This is a genomic window from Phenylobacterium sp. (assembly GCF_035944335.1).
In the GTDB taxonomy this organism is placed as follows: domain Bacteria; phylum Pseudomonadota; class Alphaproteobacteria; order Caulobacterales; family Caulobacteraceae; genus Phenylobacterium.
This window is the reverse complement of record NZ_DASZBG010000005.1, coordinates 1-23,543: the sequence shown is the minus strand read 5'-3', so window position 1 is coordinate 23,543 and position 23,543 is coordinate 1. Positions and strand designations below refer to the sequence as shown.

26 protein-coding genes and 1 pseudogene are annotated in these 23,543 nt (G+C 70.0%); 14 read left to right on the top strand and 13 right to left on the bottom strand.

The annotated features are described in order from the left end of the window. Positions 1-5: 5 nt before the first annotated feature. From VGT80_RS01110 to thrB, 4 genes and pseudogenes are all read right to left on the bottom strand, one after another. Positions 6-194, bottom strand: coding sequence for a hypothetical protein (locus VGT80_RS01110; protein ID WP_327452154.1), 189 nt, complete (start codon positions 192-194; stop codon positions 6-8). 99 nt (positions 195-293) lie between these two features. Continuing rightward, positions 294-755: a MarR family transcriptional regulator gene (locus VGT80_RS01105; protein WP_327452152.1), complete on the bottom strand. Its 462-nt coding sequence runs from the start codon at positions 753-755 to the stop codon at positions 294-296. Between the two features lie 73 nt (positions 756-828). After that, on the bottom strand, positions 829-1,302 hold the full coding sequence (rnhA, locus tag VGT80_RS01100; protein ID WP_327452150.1) for a ribonuclease HI: 474 nt from the start codon (positions 1,300-1,302) through the stop codon (positions 829-831). Between the two features lie 95 nt (positions 1,303-1,397). Beyond that, positions 1,398-2,348: pseudogene (thrB, locus tag VGT80_RS01095) on the bottom strand (homoserine kinase); the annotation flags it as partial. Between the two features lie 111 nt (positions 2,349-2,459). Here thrB and VGT80_RS01090 point away from each other — a divergent pair. The 9 genes from VGT80_RS01090 to VGT80_RS01050 all read left to right on the top strand — a co-directional run bounded on the left by VGT80_RS01090 (position 2,460) and on the right by VGT80_RS01050 (position 10,211). Beyond that, positions 2,460-2,690, top strand: coding sequence for a hypothetical protein (locus VGT80_RS01090; RefSeq protein ID WP_327452148.1), 231 nt, complete (start codon positions 2,460-2,462; stop codon positions 2,688-2,690). A 23-nt stretch (positions 2,691-2,713) separates the two neighbouring features. Beyond that, positions 2,714-3,544 (top strand): hypothetical protein, encoded by an 831-nt coding sequence (locus VGT80_RS01085; RefSeq protein WP_327452146.1) that lies wholly within the window; start codon positions 2,714-2,716, stop codon positions 3,542-3,544. 108 nt (positions 3,545-3,652) lie between these two features. Beyond that, complete coding sequence (locus tag VGT80_RS01080; protein ID WP_327452145.1) at positions 3,653-4,354, top strand: hypothetical protein; 702 nt, start codon at positions 3,653-3,655, stop codon at positions 4,352-4,354. 7 nt (positions 4,355-4,361) lie between these two features. Beyond that, the gene (locus VGT80_RS01075; protein WP_327452143.1) at positions 4,362-5,033 is read left to right on the top strand and encodes a hypothetical protein; all 672 of its coding nucleotides are present in this window, start codon (positions 4,362-4,364) and stop codon (positions 5,031-5,033) included. 105 nt (positions 5,034-5,138) lie between these two features. Then, positions 5,139-5,873 carry a DUF72 domain-containing protein gene (locus VGT80_RS01070; RefSeq protein ID WP_327452141.1) on the top strand — a complete coding sequence of 245 codons (735 nt, stop codon included), beginning with the start codon at positions 5,139-5,141 and terminating at the stop codon, positions 5,871-5,873. A gap of 406 nt (positions 5,874-6,279) precedes the next feature. Beyond that, on the top strand, positions 6,280-7,980 hold the full coding sequence (kaiC, locus tag VGT80_RS01065; protein ID WP_327452139.1) for a circadian clock protein KaiC: 1,701 nt from the start codon (positions 6,280-6,282) through the stop codon (positions 7,978-7,980). Positions 7,981-7,985: 5 nt separating this feature from the next. Next, complete coding sequence (locus VGT80_RS01060; RefSeq protein ID WP_327452137.1) at positions 7,986-8,339, top strand: circadian clock KaiB family protein; 354 nt, start codon at positions 7,986-7,988, stop codon at positions 8,337-8,339. Next, positions 8,336-8,674 carry a circadian clock KaiB family protein gene (locus VGT80_RS01055; RefSeq protein ID WP_327452135.1) on the top strand — a complete coding sequence of 113 codons (339 nt, stop codon included), beginning with the start codon at positions 8,336-8,338 and terminating at the stop codon, positions 8,672-8,674. The genes VGT80_RS01060 and VGT80_RS01055 overlap by 4 nt, the downstream gene beginning before the upstream one ends. Then, complete coding sequence (locus tag VGT80_RS01050; RefSeq protein WP_327452133.1) at positions 8,652-10,211, top strand: sensor histidine kinase; 1,560 nt, start codon at positions 8,652-8,654, stop codon at positions 10,209-10,211. Before VGT80_RS01055 ends, VGT80_RS01050 begins: the two co-directional genes overlap by 23 nt. A 30-nt stretch (positions 10,212-10,241) precedes the next feature. On the opposite strand, the gene VGT80_RS01045 is transcribed toward VGT80_RS01050, so the two are convergent. Continuing rightward, positions 10,242-10,826 (bottom strand): DUF1003 domain-containing protein, encoded by a 585-nt coding sequence (locus tag VGT80_RS01045; RefSeq protein ID WP_327452131.1) that lies wholly within the window; start codon positions 10,824-10,826, stop codon positions 10,242-10,244. 11 nt (positions 10,827-10,837) lie between these two features. Then, entirely contained in the window at positions 10,838-11,479 is a 642-nt protein-coding gene (locus tag VGT80_RS01040) for a DUF1003 domain-containing protein (RefSeq protein ID WP_327452129.1), read from the bottom strand. Between the two features lie 127 nt (positions 11,480-11,606). Here VGT80_RS01040 and VGT80_RS01035 point away from each other — a divergent pair, with 127 nt between their 5' ends. Beyond that, the gene (locus VGT80_RS01035; protein WP_327452127.1) at positions 11,607-13,547 is read left to right on the top strand and encodes a TIR domain-containing protein; all 1,941 of its coding nucleotides are present in this window, start codon (positions 11,607-11,609) and stop codon (positions 13,545-13,547) included. 34 nt (positions 13,548-13,581) lie between these two features. On the opposite strand, the gene ispH is transcribed toward VGT80_RS01035, so the two are convergent. From ispH to VGT80_RS01015, 4 genes are all read right to left on the bottom strand, one after another. Further along, complete coding sequence (ispH, locus tag VGT80_RS01030; RefSeq protein ID WP_327452125.1) at positions 13,582-14,535, bottom strand: 4-hydroxy-3-methylbut-2-enyl diphosphate reductase; 954 nt, start codon at positions 14,533-14,535, stop codon at positions 13,582-13,584. A gap of 40 nt (positions 14,536-14,575) precedes the next feature. Further along, positions 14,576-14,947, bottom strand: coding sequence for a transcriptional regulator (locus VGT80_RS01025; RefSeq protein WP_327452123.1), 372 nt, complete (start codon positions 14,945-14,947; stop codon positions 14,576-14,578). A gap of 10 nt (positions 14,948-14,957) precedes the next feature. After that, the gene (locus VGT80_RS01020; RefSeq protein ID WP_327452121.1) at positions 14,958-15,236 is read right to left on the bottom strand and encodes a type II toxin-antitoxin system HigB family toxin; all 279 of its coding nucleotides are present in this window, start codon (positions 15,234-15,236) and stop codon (positions 14,958-14,960) included. Positions 15,237-15,326: 90 nt separating this feature from the next. Next, positions 15,327-15,734, bottom strand: a complete 408-nt coding sequence (locus tag VGT80_RS01015) for a MarR family transcriptional regulator (RefSeq protein WP_327452119.1) — start codon at positions 15,732-15,734, stop codon at positions 15,327-15,329. A gap of 321 nt (positions 15,735-16,055) precedes the next feature. Here VGT80_RS01015 and VGT80_RS01010 point away from each other — a divergent pair, with 321 nt between their 5' ends. The 3 genes from VGT80_RS01010 (at position 16,056) to argS (ending at position 18,856) form a co-directional block, all read left to right on the top strand. Further along, a complete protein-coding gene (locus VGT80_RS01010; protein ID WP_327452117.1) occupies positions 16,056-16,223 on the top strand; it encodes a hypothetical protein in 168 nt (55 codons plus the stop codon). A 132-nt stretch (positions 16,224-16,355) separates the two neighbouring features. Next, a complete protein-coding gene (locus tag VGT80_RS01005; protein WP_327452115.1) occupies positions 16,356-17,060 on the top strand; it encodes a Tat pathway signal sequence domain protein in 705 nt (234 codons plus the stop codon). Beyond that, positions 17,057-18,856 carry an arginine--tRNA ligase gene (argS, locus tag VGT80_RS01000; RefSeq protein WP_327452113.1) on the top strand — a complete coding sequence of 600 codons (1,800 nt, stop codon included), beginning with the start codon at positions 17,057-17,059 and terminating at the stop codon, positions 18,854-18,856. Before VGT80_RS01005 ends, argS begins: the two co-directional genes overlap by 4 nt. A gap of 41 nt (positions 18,857-18,897) precedes the next feature. Here argS and VGT80_RS00995 read toward each other — a convergent pair whose 3' ends face one another. After that, a complete protein-coding gene (locus VGT80_RS00995) occupies positions 18,898-20,016 on the bottom strand; it encodes a hypothetical protein (RefSeq protein ID WP_327452111.1) in 1,119 nt (372 codons plus the stop codon). 713 nt (positions 20,017-20,729) lie between these two features. Between VGT80_RS00995 and VGT80_RS00990 the strand changes: the two genes are divergently transcribed. After that, the gene (locus VGT80_RS00990; protein WP_327452109.1) at positions 20,730-21,281 is read left to right on the top strand and encodes a peroxiredoxin; all 552 of its coding nucleotides are present in this window, start codon (positions 20,730-20,732) and stop codon (positions 21,279-21,281) included. A 44-nt stretch (positions 21,282-21,325) separates the two neighbouring features. Here VGT80_RS00990 and VGT80_RS00985 read toward each other — a convergent pair whose 3' ends face one another. Together VGT80_RS00985 and VGT80_RS00980 are read right to left on the bottom strand one after the other, a co-directional pair. Next, positions 21,326-22,078: a hypothetical protein gene (locus VGT80_RS00985; RefSeq protein WP_327452107.1), complete on the bottom strand. Its 753-nt coding sequence runs from the start codon at positions 22,076-22,078 to the stop codon at positions 21,326-21,328. 334 nt (positions 22,079-22,412) lie between these two features. Beyond that, positions 22,413-23,468, bottom strand: a complete 1,056-nt coding sequence (locus VGT80_RS00980; protein WP_327452105.1) for a sialidase family protein — start codon at positions 23,466-23,468, stop codon at positions 22,413-22,415. Positions 23,469-23,543: the final 75 nt, after the last annotated feature.

Genomic DNA, 23,543 nt, shown 5'->3' with positions numbered 1-23,543 from the left:
GCCGGTCAGGCGACGAGGGGGCGCGAGACCGCCTCGACGCTGGCCTCGCTGGCGGTCCAGGCGTGGACCTGCTCGCAGACGGTGCAGCGGAAGGACCAGGATCCGGACTCGGTCTCCAGGTCGACGTCGGCGGAGCGGTACCCCGTGGGGACCTCTTGTCCGGTGGTCGGGCAGGTCGTCAGGATGCGCGGCATGGCCAATGAAGCCCCAGGCGGCGCATTGGTTGCGTTCCGCGCCCAATCCGATGAGCGGAAGCTGTTGAATTGTCCTGCGTTCAATCGGGCCGCGAGCCCTTAAGCCGGCGTCAGCTTCGCCGTCTCCAGCATCCAGCAGCGCAGGGCGCGCAGGAACGGCAGGACCTCGCGGAATTCCTTCGAGGTGAAGCCTTCGCGCAGGCTGGCCATGCGCGGCTTGATCGCCGCCATGGCGCGATAGTAGGTGGCCCGCCCCTCGGGCGTCAGCGCGATGCGCTTCTTGCGCCGATCGACCGGGTCCGGCTCGACGGCGGCCAGGCCCGTGGCCTCCATCCGCTGCAGGGTGTTGGTGATGGCCCCAGGCGTCATCTGCAGGATCCCGGCGAGCTTGGCCGGCGCCAGGCCCTCGCCGCGCCGCATCAGGACGTTCATCACCTCGAACTGGGGATAGGTCACCCCTACCGGCAGGCAACGGGTGATGATGGTGCGCACCCCGGCCTCGATCAGGCCGATCTCGTCGAAGACCTGCACCTCGGGATGTTCTTCCGCCACGGACGCCATGACGACCCTCCTCGTTCAACGCTGAACAGGCTGGATCCTACCATCTCGGAGATAATCGTTCAATCTTGAACGATCAGGCCGCGCCCGTCGCGCCCTTCGCATTTCGGGCCTCGAGCACGTCCTGGATCCCCCGTCGCGCCAACGCGTCAGCCAGCTCGTTGAGCTCGTGACCGGCGTGACCTTTCACCCAGCGCCACTGTACGTCGTGACGCAGGCGGGCTTCGTCAAGGCGCCGCCAGAGATCCTCGTTCTTCACCGGCTTCTTGTCGGCGGTCAGCCAGCCGCGCTTCTTCCAGGCGTGGATCCACTCGTGGATGCCGGTCTGGACGTATTTGCTGTCGGTGTGCAGGGTGACCTTGCAGGGCTTTTTCAGGCTCTCCAGCGCCTGGATCGCGGCCATCAGCTCCATGCGGTTGTTGGTGGTCGCGAGGTCGCCGCCCCAGATCTCCTTGCGGTGCGCGCCGGACATCATCACCGCCCCCCAGCCGCCGGGTCCGGGATTCCCCGAACAGGCGCCGTCGGTGAAGATCACGACATCGGGCATCACCCGGCTTCGCTCCCGCCGGCCGGTCCACCGACGCCCCGGGGCAGGCGGACGCTTCGCGGCGCCTTGCGCTCCGAAGCCTTGGCGGAGGAGGGTCCGAACAGCACCAAGTCCGGCGCGGCGCGGTGCACGGCGAGCTTGCGCTCGTACTCCAGCGGGTCCTTCGGCTTGACCAGGGCGCCGGGCGGCGTCGCCCCCCAGTCGGCGAGCCGGGTCAGGAAGAAGCGCATGGCCGCCCCGTGCGCCAGCACCGGCAGGGCCGCCCGTTCGGCCGCGCTCAGCGCCCGCCGGCTCTCGTAGCCGGCCACCAGCTGCCGCGCCGAGGTGATGTTGAAGCTGCCGTCCGCCTCGAAGCACCAGGCGTTCAGCGCCACGGCGATGTCGTAGGCGAAGGTATCGGTGCAGGCGAAGTAGAAGTCGAAGGCCGCGGCGAACCTTCGATCCTGAAAGAACACGTTGTCGGGAAAATAATCCGCGTGGATCACCCCCGCGGGCAAGCCCTCCGGCCAGCCCGCCGCCAGCCGTTCGAGGTCGCCGCCAATGGTCGCCGCCAGGCCCGGCTTCAGCGTCTCGGCTTGATCCTTCAACGTTGAAAAAAGCGGCGCCCAGGCCGCCTGGCCGAGGTCGTTGGCGCGTCGCATCGCGAAGCCCTCGCCCGCCTGGTGCAGCCAGGCGAGGCTCTGGCCGGCCTCGCGGCAATGGGCGGCGGAGGGCCGGCGCACCGACAGGCCGGAGAGGTAGCTGACCAGGGCGCAGGGCTTGCCGCGCAGGGTCTTCAGCAATCGCCCCTGGCGATCGGCGATCGGCGTGGCGCACGGAAAGCCGCGCGCCGCCAGATGCTGCATCAGGCCCAGGAAGAACGGCAGGTCGGCGGGGTCCACCCGCTTCTCGTAGACCGTCAGGAAATAGCGCCCGGCCCCGGTCTCCAGCAGGAAGTTGGAGTTCTCGATCCCCTCGGCGATGCCCTTGAACGACCGGGCCTGGCCCAGGTCGTAGTCGGCCAGCAGGCCCGCCAGCTCCTCGTCGGTGATGTCGGTATAGACCGCCATGCCCCCCGATGGGCCGAAGCGCCCGTCCGGGTCAAGAGTGGCGCGGTCAAGACGCCCGCCCCGCCCCGTGCTAGCTTCCGCGGCCTTCCTTCCCCCAAAGGAGCCTCCCCGATGATCGCCCTGAAGGTCGAGAAGATCGGCGACCAGATCGCCCTGGTGCTGACGCAGGAAGCCCTCGAGGTGCTGAACGCCGAGGTGGGCGGCGTCCTTCACCTGGAGCCCTCGGCCGATGGCGCCACCCTCGTCGCGGTGACCCAGGAGGTCTGGGTCGACGACCCGCACGCCCGCGGCCGCGCCTTCCTGAAGCGCTACAACCGCACCTTCGAGCGTCTGGGATCCTGAAGCCGGCCGCCCGGAGGCCCTGATTGTCCTTGCTCGTCGCGCTGGCCGTCGCCGCGATCCAGCTTCGGCCCGACCCACCCCCGCTGAGCCTTGCCCAGGCGCGCGGCCTGACCCCGGCGGGCCTCGCCGATCTCCTGCTCGCGCCGGGCCACCCGAGGGTGGTCGAGGCCCTGGTCGGCCAGGACGGCATGCAGCCGCCACCGCCGCCGGGCCAAGGCGCCGTGACCCTCTATACTGAGGCTCGCCCGAGCGATCGGCCGGGCTTCTGCGAGCGGATCGTCGCCTACGTCCAGCTGAAGGCGACGGCGACGACAGCGGGCGGCGGCGCTTCGGACTTCACGCCCGCCAACATCGCCTGGCGAGCGGCCTACCGATGGGCGGGCGCCAAGCCCACCGCTCAGGCCTGCGACGCGCCGAGATCGGACTTCTTCTCGCCCGAACCGGCCGAGCCGGACCGGGCGCTGGCCACGGTCCGGCTGCTCGCCAGCGCCCAGGCGCGGTCCGAACGGCCCGGCGCCTTGCCGTTCGAGGTCTCCGTCGACGACCGCGAGGCGCCTCAGATGCAGACCTTCGCCCGCGCGCACCCCGAAGTCCCGTCGCGCTACACCATGAAGACCATCACCGACGGCAAGGCGGCGCTCCGCGGGCTGCCCCTTGGCCAGGTCCGCGGAGTCTTCCGTCCCGAACAGGGTCGGCGAGACCTCCTGACGCCGTCCGACCTCGCCGATATCGAGCGCGGTCGGCTGGCGGCCCAATCCCTGTTCGTCAGCAGCGACTGGACCGCGACCCTGCTCCTCGACGGCGACCGGATCGTCCGCATCCGCCTGCGTCGCGAGATTCCGCCCCCGTTCTGAAAAACGGCGACCGCCCCTGCGGCAGGGCGACGCGCGGCGCCTTCTTTCTTTGACAGACCCAGGTCGGGTCGGGCCTATGCCGCGACCTTGTTTGCTGGGAAGTCATTGATGTTCCGTCGTTTTATGGTCGCGCTTGCGGCCCTGTCGCTCACCGCCTGCGCTTCGCCCTATGTGGCCAAGCCGTTCGATCGCGCCGCCGCCAGCGTGCAGACCCTCGGCCTGGCGGGCGACGCCGTGCCGGAGAAGGCCATGGCCTATGAGTCGGCCTCCGTCGGCTCCAACTTCGGCCTGATCGGCGCCCTGGTGGACGCCGGCATCCAGTCCAGCCGCCAGAACGCAGTCAACAACGCGCTGCAGGGCGCGAGCTTCGATCCGGAAGCCAGGCTGCAGGCCCGCCTGGTCGGCCAGCTCGCCGCGGAGGGCTACAAGGTCCAGCCGCTCCCCACCGCCGCGCGGCCCAAGCGCGAGTTCCTGGCGACCTACGGCTCCGACCAGGAGGTCGACGCCTACCTCGACGTGGTGCTGGCCAGCTACGGCTACCTGTCGGCCGGCGCGGGCAAGCCGTTCCGCCCCACCGCCTACGCCAACGTCCGCCTCGTCAGCGCCAAGGACCCGACCAAGACGCTGATGCAGAACCGGATCGTCTACAATCCGCTGCTCGCGGAGAAGGGCGTCATCACCCTGACGCCCAACCCCGCCTACGCGTTCAACAACCGCGCCGATCTCTTGGCCGACCCCAAGCGCCTGGCCGCCGGCATCGAGGACGCCCTCGACCAGGTGGCCGACGCCGCCGCCCAGCTGGTCCGCTGATCCACCCATGAGCTGGACCCGAATCCCGACCGCGGCGCTGCTGGCCGCCGGCTTGGCCGCCGGCTGCGCGACCCCGAAGCCGCCGCCTGCCACCCTGAGCTTCACCGGCCGCGACTGCGCCGCTGCGCCCGACCTGGCCAAGGCGGTCAGCCTGACCCCGCCGAAGCCGAAGCCCATGTTCGTGGTGACGACGCCCATCGGGGCCCAGGTGGGGACTCCGGTGGCTGGACCGCCGGCCTGCCTGGAGCGCGCCGGCGCCCAGCGGCCCTATGCGCTCTACGCCCTGCCGAAGGACCCCGCGGGCAAGACCCTGATGGTCGGATCGGTGCTGGAGGGCGCGCGAATCTTCTCGCCGGAGGTCGCCCTCCTCGACGCCACCGGCCAGGTCACCCGCAGCTTCACCCCGGCCGACTATTTCTACCGCGCCGACGTCTATTCCGTGCAGTTCCAGCCCAAGGCGGGCGAGACCTACATCCTGGTCGACGCCGACCCGGCCCGGGTCAGCCGGCGTTACGACTCCATCGCCATCGGAGTGAACACCACCGCGACCTATGTGGCCGGCGTGGGCGCCGTGACGATCCGCACCGGCGTCGACGCCAAGCAGTCGCGCACCTTCTCCTACGACGGCCAGGTTCAGGTGACGGTCTACGACGCCGCGGCGGACGCGAAGAAGAAGTAGCGCGTCCCACCGGCCCGGCGCCATGGAACGCCCTGCGGGACCCTGGCTTTCATGGGCTGCGGCGATGAGCCGACGCCTGGGTGGAAGGAAGGGCCGCACCGCGCCATGCCGGCAGGGCAGCGATTTCGCATCGGAACGGCGGGCTGGGCGATCCCGCGCGCGGTCGCCGAGCACTTCCCCGCCGAGGGCTCGGGGCTGCAGCGGTATGCGGCGCGCTTCGATGCGGCGGAGATCAATTCGACCTTCTATCGGCCGCACCGGGCCAGCACCTTCGCGCGCTGGCGCGACAGCACGCCGGACAGCTTCCGCTTCGCGGTCAAGGTCCCGCGCGCCCTGACCCACGAGGCCAGGCTGGCGAACTGCGAGGCGGGGCTCGCGAGCTTTCTCGGCGAGGTGGCCATCCTCGGCCCCAGGCTCGGGCCCTTGCTCGCGCAACTGCCGCCGAGCCTGGTGTTCGATCCGCCGGTGGCCCGGGCGTTCTTCAGCGCCCTGCGCGGCCGATGGGCCGGCGGCCTGGTCTGCGAGCCCCGCCATCCGACCTGGTTCGAGGACCGGGCCGAGGCCCTGCTCGCCGACCATCGGGTGGCGCGCGCCGCCGCCGATCCGGCCCGCCATCCGCGCGCCGCGGCGCCCGGCGGCTGGAGAGGCCTGGCCTACTGGCGAATGCATGGTTCGCCGCGGATGTACTATTCGGCCTATGACCCGGCCAGGCTCGACGCCCTGGGGGCGGCGCTGCGAGCGGCCGCGCCCGGCGAGGTCTGGTGCGTCTTCGACAATACGACCTCCGGCGCCGCCACCGCCAACGCCCTCGATCTGCAGGCCCGATTGGGCGAACCGTAGAGGCGAGACGGCGGCTGGTCCCGGCAGGCCTGCGCCATGTCGCGGGCGTGCAGCTCGCCCCCACCCGACGCCGCGATTCCCGACCGGCCAGGAACCGGCCGCGGCGGCGCGGATCGCCGAAAGAATTCGGAGGCTCAAAATATTTGATTTTGACCTTTGACTATAAACAAAACTATGCGCAGATCAGTCCTGTTATTTGGTTTATTCTGTAAACGCTCGGAACCTTGGCTGTAGTAAGACGTTCCCGGCCTGATCGAAAACTATAATCCGGCGTGGCTTTCGCTCCGCGAGCCTCCGGTTTGACGAAGGGCCAGCCGTGGCTGCCCGCCCCCTTGTTTCCCGACGGAACCTGTGGCGCCCGCGCTCGCGGCGGCTCGCTGCGCACAATCGAAAGACCCTCGCCACAATGACCCTCACGACCCTCGCCTCGCGCCCTACCGAGCTGGAGCTGGCCAAGTCTCCGACCGGCATCGACGGCCTGGACGCCATCCTGTTCGGCGGCCTGCCGGCGGGTCGGCCCACCCTGATCGCCGGCGCCGCAGGCTGCGGCAAGACGCTGTTCGGCCTGACCTTCCTGGTCAACGGCGCGACCCGGTTCGGGGAACCCGGCGTGCTGATGAGCTTCGAGGAGCGCGGCGAGGATCTGGCGACGAATGTGGCGTCGCTGGGCTATGATCTCGCCGCCCTGGTCGCCGAGAAGAAGCTGGCCATCGACTATGTGCGCCTCGAGCGCAGCGAGATCGCGCAGAGCGGCGAGTACGACCTGGAGGGCCTGTTCGTCCGGCTGGGCTACGCCATCGACCAGGTGGGCGCCAAGCGCGTCGTGCTCGACACCCTGGAGGCCTTGTTCGCCGGCCTCGGCGACGGCCCGCAGGTGCGCGCCGAACTGCGGCGGCTGTTCACCTGGCTCAAGGAGCGCGGCGTCACCGCGGTGATCACCGCCGAACGCGGCCGCGAGGGGCAGCTCACCCGCAGCGGCCTGGAAGAATATGTCTCCGACTGCGTCATCGGGCTCGACAACCGCGTCGAGGAACAGATCACCACGCGCCGGCTGCGGGTGATCAAGTACCGCGGCTCCGCCCACGGCACCAACGAGTACCCCTTCCTGATCGACCAGGGCGGCATCAGCGTGCTGCCGATCACCTCGGCGGGCCTGGAGCATTCGATCTCCGACGCCATCGTCCCGAGCGGGGTCACCGGCATCGACGCCATGCTCGGCGAAGGCGGCTACTACGCCGGCTCCAGCGTGCTGATGAGCGGATCGTCCGGCACCGGCAAGACGATCCTCAGCGCCCACTTCATCGACGCCGCCTGCGAACGCAAGGAACGCTCGATCTTCTTCTCCTTCGAGGAAGCGCCCTCGCAGATCCTGCGCAACCTGCGCTCCGTCGGCATCGACCTCGCCCGCCACGTGGATAGCGGCATGCTCCGCTTCGAATCCGCGCGGCCGAGCCTGTTCGGTCTGGAAATGCACCTCGTGCTGATGATGCGCGAGATCGACCGCTTCAAGCCGTCCATCGTCGTGGTCGATCCGATCTCGGCGTTCCGCGGCTCGGCCAGCGAGGTCGATTCGACGCTGCTGCGGCTGGTGGACCTCCTGAAGGTGCGCGGGATCACGGCCCTGTTCACCAACCTGGTCGGGTCGCACGAACTGGACCTGACGGTCACCCGGCTCTCGTCGCTGATGGACACCTGGATCGGGCTGCACGACATCGAAGCCAATGGCGAGCGCAACCGCGGCCTCTATCTCTTGAAGTCGCGCGGGATGAGCCACTCGAACCAGATCCGCGAATACCTGCTCACCGATCGCGGCGTCGAACTGGTCGATCCCTATATCGGCGCCGAGGGCGTGCTCACCGGCAGCGCGCGGCTCTCGCAGGAGGCCAGCGAGCGCGCGGCGATCCTGCATCGCCAGCAGGCCGCCGCCCGCCGGCGCCGCGAATTCGACAGCCGGCAGGCCGCCGCCGAGCGGCAGATCCTCGACATGCGTACGGCCCTGGAGGGCGAGGCCGAGGAGCTGGAGGCGTCCGCCCGGCAAGGCGAGGCCGAGGAGGCGGCGCTGGAAGGCGGCCGCATGACCATCGCGGCCCGGCGCGGGGCGGCCTAGTGACCATGAAGCCCACCCCGACAGCTAGCGCGCTGCGCCTGGTGCCCGCCGACCTCGGCGGCGAGGCCGCGCGGCCCGGAGACTTCTACGGCCTGACGCTCTATGTGGCCGGGGAGACCCCCAAGTCCCTGGCCGCCATCGCCAACCTGCGCAGTCTCTGTGAGACCCACCTTCCCGGCTGCCATTCGATCGAGGTGGTCGACCTGGCGAAGAACCCGGAGCTGGCGGCAAAGGACGAGATCGTCGCCATACCGACGCTCGTCAGGCGCCTCCCCGCGCCGATCAAGCGGATCATCGGCAGCCTCGCCGACACGGAGAAGGTGCTGATCGGCCTCGAGGTCAGGAGCCCTCCGTCATGAGCACCGCTCCCGAGGTCGAGGTCGGACCCAAATACGTCCTTCGTCTCTACATCACCGGCACCACGCCGCGGTCCCTGCGCGCCATCGCCAACCTGCGCCAGATCCTGTCGACCCAGCCGGCCGAGCTGTTCGATCTGCAGGTGATCGACATCTACCAGCAGCCCGAGGCCGCGTCGGAATACCAGATCATCGCGGCTCCGACGCTCGTGAAGCTCTCCCCCGAGCCGGTTCGCCGGATCATCGGCGACCTCTCCGACAATGCCCGCGTGCTCAAGGGCCTCGAGATCGAGCCGGCCCCATCGGAGGCCGCCGTTGGCGAACCCGATCGCGAATAGCGCCGCGGTGGCGAACCCCTCGCCGCAGGCCGTCGACAGGCGCCGCATCGGCGAGCTGGAAGCCCAGCTCGCGGAGGCGCGCGAGACGCTCGACGCCATCCGCAACGGCGAGGTCGACGCGGTGGTTGTCGGCGCGCCTGAGTCCCGGCGGATCTACACCCTCGAGAACGCCGATCGATCCTACCGCCTGCTGATCGAACAGATGCGCGAGGGCGCGGTCATGCTCAGCGCCGACGCGGTGGTCCTCTACGCCAACGCGGCCTTGGCGGAGCTGCTGGACCTGCCGCCGGAACGCGTCCTGGCCCACCGCTTCAGACGCTTCGTCGTGGAGTCCGACCGGGCCATCTTCACCAGCCTGCTGGCCAGCGGCGGCAGTGCGGAGATCGCGCTGCGCCGGGCGGACGGCGAGAGCTTTCCCGCCCGCCTGTCCCTGGGCGCCCTGACCACCGACGCCGGGGCGGTGATGTGCGGCGTGATCACCGACCTGACCGACGCCAACGCCCTGGCCGGCGAAATCGCCGAAGCCCGCTCGCGGCTGGCCGTGGAAGCGGCGCGTCGCGAGATCGACGAGCGCTACCGGCTGATCCTCGAGAGCGCCACCGACTTCGCCATCCTCTCCACCGACTTCGAAGGTCGGGTGACCATCTGGAACGCGGGCGCGCGCAACATCCTGGGATGGGAGGCCGACGAGGTCATCGGCGGGATCGCGCCCACGATCTGGTCGCGCGAGGACCGCGCCGCGGGCGTCCCGCAGCAGGAGATGGCGACGGCGCTGCAAAAAGGCCGCGCCGAGGCCGAGCGGTGGCACCTGCGCAAGGACGGCTCGCGGTTCTGGGCCAACGGTCTGATGATGCCGCTGCGCAGCGAGGAGGGCGACGCCATCGGCTTCCTGAAGATCCTGCGCGACCGCACCGAACAGCGGCGCGCCGCCGACAACCAGCAGACCCTGATCAATGAGCTGAACCACCGGGTGAAGAACACCCTGTCCACGGTCCAGTCGATCGCCTCCCAGACGCTGCGCACCGCCGCGACGCCCGAGGAGGCGCGCGAAGCCCTGGAGGACCGTCTGATCGCCCTGTCGCGGGCCCACGACGTGCTCACCCGCCAGAGCTGGGAGTGCGCCGCGCTCAGCGACATCGTGCGCGAAGCCCTGGCCGCCTATCGCGACCGTCGGGAAGACCGCATCCATATCGGCGGGCCCGACATCCTCCTGCCGCCCAGGGTGGCGCTGGCCCTCTCGATGGCCTTGCACGAACTGGCCACCAACGCCGTGAAGTACGGCGCCCTGTCGAACGCCACCGGGCGGGTCTCGATCGACTGGACCTTCGACGAGGCGGCCGATTGCAAACGTCTCGGATTTCGTTGGACCGAGCGCGGCGGCCCGCCCGTCGAGCCGCCATCGCGGCAGGGCTTCGGCTCGCGCCTCATCAAGCGGACCCTCGCCGCGGAGCTTGGCGGCGAGGTCACCTTGGACTTCGCGCCCACCGGCGTCGTCTGCGCCATCGAGGCCGTCGTCGAGGAAGCCGAGCGCCGCTAGGCGGGCGAAACCGCCTCAGACGCCCCCCGCCTACCTCCTCGGTGCGCTCCGCCCGGCCCCGGCGGCCGGCTTTCGCGGAGCCTTGCGCGCCGGCGCCTTGCGGCCCGACCGCTCCTCCTGCAGCAGCTGGGTGAGGTCCTGGATCGCCTCGGTCAGGAACAGCACCTCCTTCTCGCGCAGCGCGTCGATCTTCTGGTGCAGCAGCTCGATCTCCAGCTCGGCCTTGATGTTGATCTTGTGATCCTCCTCGGCCTCCTTGCGGTCGATGTCCTGCTGCCGGTTCTGGCTCATCATGATGAAGGGCGCGGCATAGGCCGCCTGGAACGACAGGGCGAGGTTCAGGAGGATGAAGGGATAGGGGTCCCACCGGTGCACATAGGCGGTGACGTTGAGCGCGATCCAGACCAGCAGGATCGAGCTCTGGATGATGATGAAGCGCCACGATCCCATGCCGGCGGCCACGGTGTCGGCGACGCGCTGGCCGAGGGTCAGCTCGCGCTTGCCCAGCACCGCCGCGGTCTCGGCGCGCAGGTTGCGGCGCAGCAGGCGCAGCTGCACCAGCAGCTGGTGTTCGGCGTCCTTCAGATCGTGTTTCAGGTCCTCGACGACCGTCATCGGGCTCTCCTTCAGGGCTTGGCGTCGCCGACAGGATCGGCCGAGTCGGGCGAGGGTTTGGCATCGGTGAGCCGCAGGCTCGACGGGTCCGCCGCCGTGGTCGTCTCCGCCACGGCCTGCGTCTCCTTCAGCGCCTCGAGCACCGCTTCGGGGTCCGCGGGCTGGGACAGCACGTCGGCCTGGAGGTCGGTGCGGTTGCGCACGCCGGGCATGTCGCGCCGCAGCTCCTCGAGGAGTTCGATGATCTTCGCCGCCTTCTGCTCCGACAGCATGGCCAGCTCAAGGGTGAGCTGCTCGCGGAGCTCGCTGAGCTGGTCCTCGCGCCGCTGGGTCACCAGGATGAACACGGTCATGAACAGCGCCGTCACCCCCGCCGCGCCCTGTAACAGGCTGAAGGGCGGCGGATCGAACGGCGTCCGCCCGCCGGCCCGCAGCATGAGGTTCGCCCCGATCCAGACCACCACCACCAGGGCCAGCAGCCCGGCGGCCCGCGGCCGGCTGAAAAACCGCGTCAGCCGCTCCACCGTCTCCTGCAGACCCGTGGCGCCGCGCCGGTGGTCGATGTGCAGGCGCGCGATCGCCTGCAGGGTGTCTTCGATGTGCGCGGGCAGGATCTGGCTGCCCTCGCCCGGCGGTGTCGAGGGCGTATCCATCCCGGCCTAACGCGCCGCGAGCCCAAATCGTCCCGTCGCCGGCTCTCCGGCGCCAGTTCCCGGCCCCCCTAGCCGCAGCCCGGAGAGTCCGGCTAGGGTTCATGACAGTTGGGGGCGTTCCGTATCGATGGCGGACATATTCATTTCCTATGCCCGCTCGACAGCCCGGCAGGCCCGCGCGGTCGCCGATGCGCTGCGCCGCGAGGGCTATAGCGTCTGGAACGACGACAACCTGCCGACCCACCGCGCCTATGGCGAGGTGATCGAGGAGCAGCTGGCGCTTGCCAAGGCGGTCGTGGTGATCTGGTCGGCGGAGGCGGTCCGCTCCCAGTGGGTCCGCTCGGAAGCCGATCGGGCCCGCGGCGAGAACAAGCTGGTGCAGCTCTCGGTCGACGGCGCGCGCCTGCCCATGCCCTTCGACCAGATCCAGTGCGCGGACCTCTCCGGCCCGGCGATGGCGCACACCCATCCGAACTGGGCCAAGGTCACCGCCAGCGTCGCCGACCTGATGGGCGCCGCCGCGCCCGCGCCGTCCGCCCCGCGCCGGACCAGCCATGCCGGCGGCGGCGGGCCGCTCCTGGCGGTGCTGCCGTTCGACAACCTCTCCAACGACGCGGAGATGGAATTCTTCTCCGACGGCGTCAGCGAGGACATCATCCAGCGCCTCAGCCGCGGCGCTGGCCTGAAGGTCATCGGCCGCACCTCGAGCTTCCAGTTCCGGGGCGGCCACAAGGCCGAGGCCGCCGAGGCTCTGGCCTGCACCCACGTCCTCGACGGCTCCATCCGGCGGGCGGCGGGCCGGGTCCGGGTCAGCGCGCACCTGGTGGACACCCGCTCGCGCACCACCCTGTGGTCGGACCGCTTCGACCGGGACATCGAGGACATCTTCGCCGTCCAGGACGAGATCTCCGAACAGATCGCCGCCGCCCTGGGCCACGCCTTCGACCTCGACGCCAAGGCCGTCGACGTGGGCGCCTACGACCTCTACCTGCGCGCCACGCCGCAGTCCGACACCCCGGAAGAGGCGCAGCGGTGCATCGCCCTGCTCGAGCTCGCGGTGGAGAAGGACCCCGATTTCGCCGACGCTTGGGCCAGGCTCGCCGACGCCAGCGCCCACCACCTGCTGTTCGAGCCGTATCGGGGCCGCCCCGCCCGGGCCAAGGTGATCCGCCGCCATGCCGAGCGGGCGCTGAAGCTCGATCCGGAACACCCCGTGGCGCTGAACGCGCTGATGTCCCTGGAGCCGCCGTTCGGGGCCTTCGTCGAAATGGAGTCCCTGGCGCATCGGATGATGCAGGCGCGTCCCGTCCCGCAGGGAATCCAAGGCACCGGTTCGGCTGCGGTCCAGTTCCATCTCAATGTCGGCCGGCTCCGCGAAGGCCTCGAGAGCGCCGAGCGATGGTTGAAGATGGATCCCCTCAACCGCAACGCCGCCAACGGCGTCGGCTTCTACCTGTGCGGCGTGGAGCGGTATGGCGAGGCCGCGGAAATCTTCGACGCGATCATCGCCGACTACGACGCCGCCCCCTTCTCATGGAATGCGCTCGTCACCCGGGCCTACATGGAGGACTGGGAGGAGTTCGATCGCCGGATGCAGCCCGACTGGCTGGCGGCGCATCCGCTGCGCGAACTGCGCGGCATCCTTCCTCTCCTGCGGGTCTGGCGCGACCCCACCCCGGAGAATCTGGCGGCGCTCGCCCAGCGCGTCACCACCGGCTCCCAAGCCGTCGGCGGCATCCAGCCGGGCACGCTCGCCGTCACCGCCCGCGCGGGGCTCGTCGACCTCGCCTATGAGCTGGCCGAGCGCTTTCCCCTTGGTCCGCAGGGCAACAGCCGCGACATCGTGGGCATCAACGCCTATCGCACCGAACTGCTCTTCCAGGCGCCCTACAAGGCGCTGCGCGACGACCCTCGCTTCCCGACGATCTGCGCGCGGCTGGGTCTGGTCGACTACTGGATGACGAGCGGCGCCTGGCCGGACTGCGCCACCGAGGTCCCCTACGACTTCAAGGCCGCCTGCGAACGCGCCGCCGCCGAGGTCCCGAAGGAGCCCTTCTGGCCCAGCTAGCGCGGCCGCAGCCCGAGGCGCCGCGCGCCTCGTCCTACCCCGCCAGCGCCCGCGGCAGCTTGAACGAGACCGTCTCGCGCTCGGCGTCGAGCTCCTCGACCTGGACGGCGAAGTGCTCCGCCAGCCGGTCGATCACCCCCTGCACCAGCACCTCCGGCGCCGAGGCGCCGGCCGTCACGCCCACGGTCCGTGCGCCCTCGAGCCAGGCCACATCCAGCCCCTCGGCGTCGTCGATCAGATAGGCCCGCGCCCCGGCCCGCCGTCCGACCTCGGCGAGCCTGACCGAATTGGAGGAGTTGGCGCTGCCCAGCACCAGCAGCACCTCGCTTCGGCCGGCCACCGCCTTCACCGCCTCCTGGCGGTTGGTGGTGGCGTAGCAGATGTCTTCCTTGTGCGGCGCGGCGATGGCCGGGAAGCGCGCGCGCAGCGCCGCCACGATGTCGGCGGTGTCGTCCACCGACAGCGTCGTCTGGGTCACGAAGGCCAGCGTCGCGGGGTCGCGCGGGATGTAGGCCTGCGCATCGGCCACCGTCTCGATCAGCGCCACCGCGCCCTCGGGCAGCTGGCCCATGGTGCCGACCACTTCGGGATGGCCGGCGTGGCCGATCAGCACGATCTCGCGGCCGGCGTCGAAGTGGCGCTGGGCCTCCACATGCACCTTGGAGACCAGCGGGCAGGTGGCGTCGAGGTAGAACATCTTGCGCGACTTCGCCTCGGCCGGCACCGCCTTGGGCACCCCATGGGCCGAGAACACCACCGGCCGGTCGGCCGGGCATTCCTCCAGTTCCTCGACGAACACCGCGCCCAGCGCCTTCAGGCGCTCCACCACATGGCGGTTGTGGACGATCTCGTGGCGCACATAGACCGGCGCGCCATATTTCTCGATCGCCTTCTCGACGATCTGGATCGCCCGGTCGACGCCGGCGCAAAAGCCCCGCGGCGTCGCCAGCAGCACGGTCAGCTCGAGTTTGGAAGGGGCGTCGTTCATGGCGGGCGGAACTTAGGCGCGACCGCCCGCCGCCGCCAGCCTATGCGCTCGCCCGACGGCCCGCGCCGATCAAGAGATCGGCGGGGATATTCCAGGCCCGATGGATCCGGCGGATATGCTCGATCGACAGCGCGCGCCGATGCGACATGACCTCGGTCGCCCGCGACGCGGAGCCGAGCACCGCGGCAAGGTCCTTCCGGCTGAGGTCGTTGTTTTCCATATAGGCTTCGATCACCGCCACGGGATCGGCGTCGGGCAGCGGGAAGCGCTCGTCCTCATAGCGGTCGACGAGCGTGGCCAGCACCTCCAGGGCATCGCTTTCCGGCGTGCCGGGTTCGGCGCCCCACAGCCGTTCGATCTCCCGAAGCGCCGCGGCGTGATCTTCATCGTTGCGGATGGGTCGAATAGCCATCGGGGCCTCCTCAGAAGATCGAAACGGTCAGGGCGTCCACGTCGTCGTATTCCGCGTGCGTCCCGAGGAACTTGATGAAGGCGATCTGGCGCGCGAAGTCGAACGCCACGATCAGCCGATAGTCGCCTCCGCTCACTTCGAATCGCACCCGCTCCCCATTGAGCGCCTTGGCCTTCGAAAACGCCGCCTGCACCTCCGCGGCCGTCGTCCATGCGGCCGCCTTGGTCACCGACAGCCAATGGGCGAGCGAGGCTCTGGTCGCCGGATGACGCTGGGCGAAGGCCGCCAAGGTGCTCCGGGCGATCACCCTCATGCCTCATGTTCCCATATTGGGAAGATCGAGGCAAGACAAAATTCCCATGTTGGGAATCGGCGGTCGCTACTCGCCGGCCCCGGCCGCCGTGGCGATCAGCTTCCGCAACCGATCCTCAAGGTCGTCGAGGGCCTCGGGGCCGTAGGCGGCGCGGTGCTGGGCGGCGATGGCGCGGATCAGCGGCAGGAGCTCTTTGACGATCGCCGAACCGGCCGGCGAGATGGCCACCAGGACCACGCGGCCGTCCTGCGGATCGGGCCTTTTGGCGACGTAGGCCTTGGCGGCGAGGTCGCGCACGATGCGCGTCAGGCTGGAGCCATGCAGAAAGACCGCCCTGGCCAGGCGCGTGGCCTCCATCGCCCCGTCCACGTCGAGGGTGCGAAGGACGCGCCATTGCGCCTCGGTGAGCGCATGGCGTCGCAGGATCGGGCGCGCGGGTTCGAGCACCGCCTCGCGGGCGCGCAGCAGCAGCATCGGCAAGGTGCCCGCGAGGCGCCCTTGAGCCTCGGGAGGCCCCAAATTGGGTCCATCCGTCACGGAACGGTCTTGCATATCGGGTCCTGCGCGCCGGCCGGGTGAGCTTGCCACGATCGGCTCATCTCCTCGCGGGGATAGCACGCGGGGCCTCTCGCGTGACCTCCGGATGAAGCCGCGGGCGAGCCGTCGAGCGGGCGTCTGGTCCTCGCGCAGAATCTTATCATGTTAAGAAGTTCGGCGTACCAATGTTGCGCGCGGCTCAGCGACTGAGGGTCGGCGCCGGATTGGTCATGCACACCAGGTTTGCCGTGGGGAAAGATGACGGCTGAGGGTTATCGCGAACAGGCCGCCAAGCTGCGCCGACAGGCGGGGCGGGCAAAGGACGGCTCCGTCCGGGAACAGCTCCTTCTCATGTCCCGCGACTGGGACAAGCTGGCCGACGAGGCCGAGGAGCTGGAAAAGCGACGGCGGGCCGGCGCGAACTAGCGGCCGACCCCCCTCTCCCGCTCGGCGGGAGAGGACGCCAGCCGCGTTGCCGCCGCATTCGATAGGCTTTACTGAAGGGCTCGAACCGCGGGGTTTGCCCGCGGCGTTCACGCCTGCCCGGACCTTATCCCCATGCGCCGCCTCCTGTTGATCTCCATCGCCGCTGTCCTGGCCGCCGCGCCGGGGCTCAGCTTCGCCCAGTACGGCGGAGGCGCCGGGGGTGGCGGCCGGGGCGGCCGCGGCGGCGACGAGGATTCCAAGCAGCAGCAGCAAGACGCCGCCAAGAAGAAGCGCGACAAGGAGTGGAGCGACAACCAGGCCCCGCTGCCGGCCCTGCGCAACGCCGGCCCCTGCCCCTATGTGAAGGCGCTCTACGACGCCGCCCGCTACGTCGAGTTCAAGGAGAACAAGGAGGCCTCGGCCAACGTCGGCTTCACCGGCGAGATCCAGGGCGTCTCCGCCGGCTGCGCCTACAAGGAGGCCGAGCCGATCAAGATGGCCATGGAAGTGCTGTTCGAGTTCGGCCGCGGCCCGACCGCCGGCGGCGCGAGCAAGACCTATCACTACTGGGTCGCCGTCACCGACCGGAACCGCGAGGTGCTCGCCAAGCAGAACTTCGACGTGCCGATCACCTTCCCGGCCGGCCAGGACCGCGTCTACCGCCGCGAGTCGATCAACGACATCGTCATCCCGCGCGCCGGCGCCGGCACCTCGGGCGAGAACTTCGAGGTGCTGGTCGGCTTCGACGTGACGCCGGAAATGGCCGACTTCAATCGTCTGGGTAAGCGCTTCCGGCTCAACGTCGGCCAGGGCCAGGTCGCCGCCGCCACGAAATGAGCGACCTGAAGAAGGGCCTCGGCGAAGCGGTCGCCGCCGCCTTCGCGCAGCTTGGCCTGCCGCCCGAACTGGGGCGCGTCACCGCGTCCGACCGTCCCGACCTCGCCGACTTCCAGTGCAATGGCGCCCTGCCCGCCGCCAAGCGCCCGGAGAACAGCTCGGGCAAGACCCCGCGCGAGATCGCGACGGCGGTGGCCGAGACCCTGCGGACTGACCCGCGGCTGGCCTCCGTCGAGGTCGCCGGGCCCGGCTTCATCAATATGCGCGCCAGCGACGCGGCGCTGTCCGGGCGGGCCGACGAGATCGCCGCCGACCCGCGCGCCGGCGCCGAACGGGTGGCCCATCCCCGCCGGGTCATCGTCGACTACGGCGGTCCCAATGTCGCCAAGCCCATGCACGTGGGCCACCTGCGCGCCTCGATCATCGGCGAGAGCGTCAAGCGGCTCTACCGCTTCCGCGGCGACGAGGTGCTGGGCGACGCCCACTTCGGCGACTGGGGCTACCAGATGGGCCTCTTGATCGGCGCGGTCATGGACGAGGACGCCGAGATCGCCGGCCTGGTGGAGCGGCTCAACACCGAGGGCGGCGCCATCAATGGCCCGATCCCCGAGCCCTTCCAGCGGGTCAGCCTGGACGACCTCGACCGGCTCTATCCGCTGTCGGCGCAACGCGGCAAGGACGACCCGACCTACCGCGACCGCGCGCGGCGCCTCACCGCCGAACTTCAGGCCAAGCAGGCCGGCTGTTATCTGCTGTGGCGCCGCTTCCGCGAGGTGACCCAGGTCGCTCTCGAGCGCGACTTCCATGCGCTGGGCGTCGACTTCGATCTCTGGAAGGGCGAGAGCGACGTCGACCCGCTGATCGCCCCGATGATCGGCGACCTCGACGAGAAGGGCCTGTTGATCGACGACCAGGGCGCCCGCATCGTCCGGGTGGCGCGCGAGACCGACAAGAAGGAGCTGCCGCCGCTGCTGGTGGTCTCCTCCGAGGGCTCGGCCATGTACGGCACGACCGATCTCGCCACCATCCTCGACCGCAGGCAGACCTTCGATCCGCAGCTCGTCATCTACTGCGTCGACCAGCGCCAGGCCGACCATTTCGAGATCGTCTTCCGCGCCGCCTACCTGGCCGGCTACGCCGCGCAGGGCCAACTGCTGCACATCGGCTTCGGCACCATGAACGGTCCCGACGGCAAGCCCTTCAAGACCCGCGAGGGCGGCGTCCTGAAGCTGGGTGAGCTGATCGAGATGACGCGGTCCAAGGCCCGCGAACGGCTGCACGAGGCGGGCCTCGGCGAGGACCTGCCGGAGGCGGAGTTCGAGGAGATCGCAGGCTCGGTCGCGGTCGCCGCGCTGAAGTTCGCCGACCTCGCCAACTTCCGCGGCACCAGCTACGTCTTCGACCTCGACCGCTTCACCGCCTTCGAGGGCAAGACCGGCCCCTACCTGCTCTACCAGGCGGTCCGCGTGAAATCGCTGATCCGCCGCGCCGCCGAGGCCGGCCACACCTCGGGTCCCATCCGGGTCGCCGAGCCGGCCGAGCGCGACCTCACCCTGACCCTCGACGCCTTCGAGGACGCGCTCACCGAAAGCTACGATCGCCAGGCGCCCAATGCGGTGGCCGAGCACGCCTGGCGCCTGGCCCAGGCCTTCTCCCGGTTCTACGCCGCCTGCCCGATCCTCCAGGCCCCCGACGCCGCCACCCGCGCCTCGCGCCTGGCCTTGGCCGCCGCCACCCTGAAACAGCTTGACCTGGCCCTGGACCTCCTGGGCATCAGCGTTCCGGATCGGATGTAGCGCCGCCCAATCCCTCCTCTTCAGGGGAGGGATGGACTAACTCACTTCGCCCCCGGCTTGCCCTTCGCCGGCGCCACCGCGGCCGGAACCGGCGCCGCGGTCTTGGCCGCCGCCGCCTCCGCCGCATCCTTCTCCTGGCGCCGCGCGCCCGCCAGGATCGCCGGCAGGGCGTAGTTGCCCTCGTGGCAGGCGTATTCGTAGACGATGCCCTTCAGCGGCGCGAAGTCGTACTCGCCGCCCCAGGGCTTGTCCCAGGTGTCGGGGTCGCTGACCTCGAAGCGGTAGTTGATCCGGCTGGGCGAGACCCGCGTGAACCACTCGGTCACCTTCAGGTTCTTCCAGGATCCGAAGAACTGCTGGCCCTGCGGGATGTTGGTGGTCTCCACCACCAGGGTGTCGCCCTCGTAGTGGCCGACGCTATCGCCCATCCACGGCCGCACCCCGTCGGTGCGATGGCCGCCCGACAGCCGGATGATCCGGGTGTCGTGCACCAGCTCGGTCTGGATCGCCACGGCGTCCGGCGTCTGGATGATGTAGTAGTCGTTGTTGTAATAGCCGTTGGCCAGCATCGGCGGCCCGGCGTTGCGGCCAAAGCCCATGATGCACCGCTCGCCGATCCCGCGCGTCTCATAGCTGTCGTAGCTGTCGCGCCCGCCGCCGTAGAAGCTGGTCGCCTTGCCGTCCTTGCGCGGCGGCGGCAGGCCGTTCTCCGTGGTCAGGATCGAGGTCCGGAACTCGCCGTTCACCTCCATGATGTGGGTGCCCGGATCGATCCAGGCGACGTTGTAGCCGCCCACGTCGCCGCCCGCCGCGGCGAAATCGGGGCGGATCTTCAACAGCTCCGAATTGCCGAACTTCTTCTGCACGGCTTGGGTGCTCTCGTTCGGGTCGGTCGGCTTGTCGCTGTCCTCCAGCGCCTGGGTGAACGCCCCCTCCAGGCTCCGCGCCTCGGCCAGCGTCAGCCTGGGCTTGTCGGTGATGTTGCGGCTGCGGGTCAGCGGCGTCAGCGTGGCGTTGGACCAGTAGCCCGAGAGGTCCGGCTGGCCCATCGCATTGCGCATGGTCCAGCCCGGCCGCCGGATGGTCGGATCGGCCACAGGGCCGGCCGCCGCGGCCTTCGCCTTCCCGGTGATCGGCTTGGCGGACGGCGCGGCGGCCATCGCAGCCCCGAACCCCAGTGCCCAAACCGCGGCCCCAACCGCCAGAACCCGCGCGCGACGCATGGCCATATCCTCCCGACGGCCCATCCCAGCAGGCCTTGGCCCGGAGAATACACCTCGCCGCGCCTGACGCACGGGCAACCTCGCCGCACCCCCCCCCGCGCCCCTGCGCGCACCCTCAGGCCTTGCCGCCGCGCCGGAACGGCCTACTGTGGCAAGCGTTGCTATGGCGCGGCGGTGCGAACCCGCCGCCTCACACGGACCCGGCCCCGGCGGGCGTCGCCACTCCGCCGGGGCTTTCCATGTCCGGCACCGGGCGTCGCCCGGCCTCCAGCCCCCAAATGAAAATCCCCACGCCTTTGGGGCGCGGGGATTTTGGGACGACGGAGACCGTGGGCTCGGATCCGGCCGCCGACTTGTGGTTAAGACGGCGCCGCGGCGGCCTGCCCCTACCTTTGCCCGCGCGCCATCTCGGGTACGCCGCCGCCGGTCCGAGGAATGGGCCGGGCGAGCCGCCGATTCCACAACCGGAAACCGCGCCGGCCGCGCCTGCGCGGCGGCGGGACGGAGACCCTACGCCGAGGGCGCCGACCGCTCCGGATAGACTGAACCTATCCAAAACCACGAAACAATCGATTGGACCTTTGATGGGCCCTCCCCTAGCTGGAGGGTCAACGGGGCCCGCGCGCCCACCATTTCAAGACAGGATCCACATGCAGGGCCGAACCCTTCCCGACATCACCTTCAAGACCCGCGTCCGCGACGAGTCCATCGGCGGCGAAAACCCGTTCCGCTGGCAGGACGTCACCACCGCCGACGTCTTCGCCGGCAGGCGCGTGGTCGTCTTCTCCCTGCCGGGCGCCTTCACCCCCACCTGCTCCAACGAGCAATGCCCGGCGTTCGAGCGGCTCTACGAGGCGTTCAAGGCCCTCGGCGTGGACGACGTCGTCTGCGTCACCGTCAACGACGCCTTCGTCGCCTATCAGTGGGCTCGCCACCTGGGCCTCTCGCGGATCAGGATCCTGCCCGACGGCTCGGGCCACTTCACCCGTCGGATGGGAATGCTGGTCAACAAGGACCATCTGGGCTTCGGCTACCGCAGCTGGCGCTACGCCATGGTGGTCAACGACGGCGTGATCGAGAAGTGGTTCGAAGAGCCGGGCATCAACGACACGGGCTCTGACGACGACCCCTATACGGTCACCAGCCCCGAGACGCTGCTCGCCTATCTGCGCGACCAGCCGGCGACGGGCCGGGCCGCGTAAGACCGGCAAGGCGGCCGGCGCGCGACCGCATCTCACCCGCGTCCCTATCCCGCCGGTATGATCACCGCGTCCGGCGGCGTCGGCGCCCAGCCCGCAACGTCGGTCCGCTCCATCTCCCCGGTCAGCGGATTGGGGCACAGCGACACCACCTTCATCTTCCCCGTCACCGGATCGACCTCCGAGGTGAAGGTCCGGATCAGCACGGTCAGCTTCTCCTGCGCCGCCTCCCCCTCCGGCCGCCGCGCGCCGAATACCCTGGGCGCCATCACGCCCGCCATCCAGCGCAGGTGCCCCAGCCGCACATGGGTCAGGTAGGCGGTCTCCGGCGTCGCGGCCATGGCCATGTCCCAGCCCTCGTCGGCCATCCGCTCGGCGCGCACCCGCATGCCCAGCTGCACCATCTCCTCGAACTCCGGAAAACGCCGGCGCCAGCGCATCAGGGTCGACAGGCACGGCATGGCCGCATCGGCCCCGATCCGCGTCAGGCTTTCCCCGTCGCAGAGCCGCTGGAACACCTCCTCGGCGACCTCTGCGCAGATGGTGTCCACCGGCCCCCGCGTCCCGGCCGCCCGCCCCCCGGCCCGCCGGGCCGAGACCAGCGCCGCCCCGAACCCGGGCTTCGCCTTCGCCCACTTCGCCACCGCCTCCGGCGTCGGCATCCCCGGCTCCCGGCAGATCACATAGAGCAGCTCGCCCGCCGCCAGCCGCTCGCACAGCCGCCGCCCCAGCGCCTCCGACCACATCACGTACTCGCGCCGCCGCCGCAGCTCCGCCGGAACCCGCCGATCCTTCGCCATGCATCCTCCTTCCTTTCCCGCGCAGCGGGGGAGGGGGTGAGGCGCGGTCGGCGCAGCCGAGCGATCGATCCGGGGGATCGATCGCAGCAACGAACGCCGCGAGCCGAGCGAGCGGCCGGAACGGCCACGCGCACAGCGCCTTAGCCAACCCACCTCAGATTAATGAAAACCGCCGCCCCGCACGCCCAGCCCCGAACCCTTGGGGCCCCAAGCTCAAGCCGCACTCCGCAACGATGCCCGAATTCTCCCACAAACGCGCGCAGCCGTCAAGAACAAAATGGGAACGATCGGGTACGTGGCTCAGCCGCCAACCCGGCCGGCCAGAACCCCCGCCTCACAGCTCCAGCTTGGCCACGCAGCCGTCCTGGCCGACGAACCACGCCCGCTGCGGCTCCTCGTCCGACTGGGCCTCCTTGCAGCCGGTGAGCCCACCGTAGACCCCGATGTTCCCGGGCGGCGTCGGCCCCGGGGTCCAGGTCAGGCCGTCATCCGTGATCCACATCTCGTTCTGAGGGTGGAACGTGGCCCCGCCGACCAGGCACAGGCTGCCGCCCAGCTTCGCCACCGCGATCTCGGAGCGCCCGTTCCACGGCGGCGTGGGCGCCTGCGTCCAGCTGGCGCCACTGTCGTCGCTGTACCAGACCTCGTTGACGACGGTGTTTCCCCTGTGGCCGCCGAATTGAAAGAGGCGCCCGTTCCAGCAGACCCCGGCGGCCTGGTCGACGGCGCCAGGCCTGCCCGGTTGCCTTGTCCACGGACCGACCCATCCCGTCGTCGACCACACGTCGCCTGGTTCGTTGAAGGCGAAGTTTCCGCCATAGATGAAGAGGCCCCTGGACGAGCCCCAGGTGGCGGTCTCGAGGCCAGGCTCCAGGCTGCCCGCCATACAGGCGCCGAAACGGCCGGTCGGCAGGGGGTTCGTCGGCCGGGTGGTCGACACCTTCTGCCAGCCGCCCCCCGGGCGCCACGAATTCCCGGGATCGTTGACGAAGCGCGCGCCCTCAAAGGTCCACAGGTCGCCGAGTATCACCCCCTCCGCGAAGCCGCCGAACAGATTGAGGGTCGTGAAGCCGGTCGAGGAGGCGCAGGGGCCCAGGCGGGGGACGTAGTCCGCCGGCATCGGGGTCTCGGTCCACGCCAGCCCGTCCCGGGACGTCCAGTACGAAGGTCCTGAGCCGACCAGCATCAGGGCCATGGGCGCTGTTCGCGTGACCGGATCGTAGAGCCGCAGGCTGACCAGGACGCCGGCGAGCCCGTTGTAATTCGGCCCACCGGTCGCCGTGACCAGGGTCCATCTGGGTGAAATCGTCCCCGAGGTCAGGGCGGCTGGCTTCGCCTTGCGGGCTGCGGATTTCACCTTGGGGCGAGCAGGCGCGACGGGGTCCGACATGAGACCCTCCTGAGTTGCGGATTGGGGATCACGCCACTCCCCCGACAGTGCGCCCAGGCCCACGCCCTGTCAAAA